The organism is Synechococcus sp. R8-2 (assembly GCF_047461715.1).
Taxonomy (GTDB): Bacteria; Cyanobacteriota; Cyanobacteriia; order Thermostichales; family Thermostichaceae; genus Thermostichus.
In genome coordinates, this window is the sequence record NZ_JANSHQ010000573.1 from 1 (window position 1) to 1850 (window position 1850).

At 59.7% G+C, this 1850-nt stretch carries 3 protein-coding genes; all 3 read right to left on the bottom strand.

Annotation, left to right across the window (positions count from 1 at the left end; all coding sequences use genetic code 11):
- Positions 1–210: dihydroneopterin aldolase (locus NW819_RS12600; protein WP_414413954.1), on the bottom strand; the 210-nt coding region annotated here is incomplete at its 3' end.
- Positions 161–1030, bottom strand: coding sequence for a dihydropteroate synthase (folP, locus tag NW819_RS12605; RefSeq protein ID WP_414413955.1), 870 nt, complete (start codon positions 1028–1030; stop codon positions 161–163). The genes folP and NW819_RS12600, both read right to left, overlap by 50 nt.
- 541 nt (positions 1031–1571) lie before the next feature.
- Positions 1572–1850, bottom strand: a 279-nt coding sequence (locus NW819_RS12610; protein ID WP_414413956.1) for a DUF933 domain-containing protein, incomplete at its 5' end; no start/stop codon positions are given.

Below are 1850 nucleotides of genomic sequence, written 5' to 3' on the forward strand. Positions count from 1 at the left end.
CTCATACACTTGGGCATAGTCCACTGTGCCAGAGAGGTCATCCTGGATCTGGGCCAGGGAAAGCTGCATCTCCACATCCACCACAAAGCGCCCACCCAAAACCGCTTCCTCCGGGCAGTGGCCGTGGTAAGCATGAAAGACGAGGCCCTGGAGCACCAGCCTACCCTGCATCATGGTGCAGAGCTTCCCAAGTGGCGAGGGCGGAAACATGAGCCGGCACGTTGTGAACCCGTACCAGGGCAGCCCCCCGGCTGGCTGCAAACAGGTGCACGGCCACGCTGGCGCTGTCTCGCTCGCTGGGCACGGCAATGCCGGAAAGCTTACCCACAAAACTTTTGCGGGAGGCCCCCACCAAGACCGGGTAGCCGTAGGCCACCAGCCGCGGTAGGGCTTTGAGCAGGGTTACATTCTGCTCGGCAGTTTTGGCAAAGCCTAAGCCCGGATCCAAAACAACGCTGGGCACGCCCGCCGCCAGAGCCCGCTCCGCCTGTTCCCTGAGGAAACCGAAAACCTCCCCCTCCAGGTCAGCATAGTCGGTCTGCTGCTGCATGGTGCGCGGCTCTCCCCGCATGTGCATGATCACCGCCGGCACCCCCTTTTCGGCACAGACCTGTATCATTTGGGGATCCCGCAGCCCGCCGACATCGTTGATGATGTGCGCCCCGGCAGCCAAAGCCGCAGCCGCCACCTCCGTTCTGCGCGTATCGACGCTGATGGGGATCCCGGATCCCTGCAAAGCTCGAATTACCGGCAAAACCCGGTCGCATTCCACTTCTACCGGCACCGGATCTGCCCCTGGGCGGGTGGACTCGCCGCCAACATCCACCATCAAGGCCCCTGCCGCTGCCATGGCTTTGGCTGCCTGCACAGCCGCTTCTGCAGATCCCCACTGGCCGCCATCGCTAAAGCTGTCGGGTGTTACGTTGAGCACCCCCATCACCCCAACGCCCCGCCAAGAAAGACGGTAGCCCTCTGGCGTCTGTTCTGCCCCAGGCAGAGGACGTCGGGAGATCAAGCTGGTAACACCCATAACCGCTGCAGGCTGCCGTGTTGCAAAAGCAGGGGGAAAAGTCTCCCACTGCCTAGGATGGTATTGCCGTCAATCCCAAGGCTGGCGCAAGCCCAACAGGATTCTACAAAATTTTTTACAACGTCCTTACAGAGCCACGATTGGTGAAAGGCTGCCCCTGCCGGCTCAAGCGCAAGGAATGGCCCCCGCCGACAGAGGAAGCTCTCCCGCTCTGGCTAGAACATGATGTCGTCTTCGGAACGACCCCAGATGCACCAAATGATAGAGGCAAAGATTGCCATGTAAACCCAGGCCATCGGGCCGTATTGCAGCAGATCCATCAATACATCCCTAAAACATTTGTTTATCTAGTCCAATTATTGTGATGTTTCGTTACAGCGTCAACCGTTTTCTTAGGAAAAGGCCCCCTCTCAGACCCAGCCGGAGCTGCGCTGGGATCCCTTGTCCAGGGCGGGTTAAGTCTTTTTGCCTAAAGACAGGGAGCAAGTCTTCAGTTTCTGAGAAAACCCAGCTTGCCTGAGAGATGCAGGAGGATAGGGAACTAGACATTGAAGCGGAAGTGCATCACGTCCCCTTCCTGGACGACGTAGTCTTTGCCTTCGCTGCGCAGCAGGCCCTTTTCTTTGGCGGCATTCAGGGATCCCGCCGCCACCAGATCGGCATAGGCCACCGTCTCGGCCCGGATGAAGCCCCGCTCAAAATCGGAGTGGATCACCCCGGCTGCCTGAGGGGCTGTAGCTCCGACGGGGATCGTCCAAGCGCGGGTTTCTTTGGGGCCAGAGGTAAAGTAGGTGCGCAAGCCCAACAGCTCGTAGGTGGC

Excerpts from the sequence above, each read along its gene's own strand:
- folP (WP_414413955.1), bottom strand. The coding sequence starts at position 1,030 with ATGGGTGTTACCAGCTTGATCTCCCGACGTCCTCTGCCTGGGGCAGAA.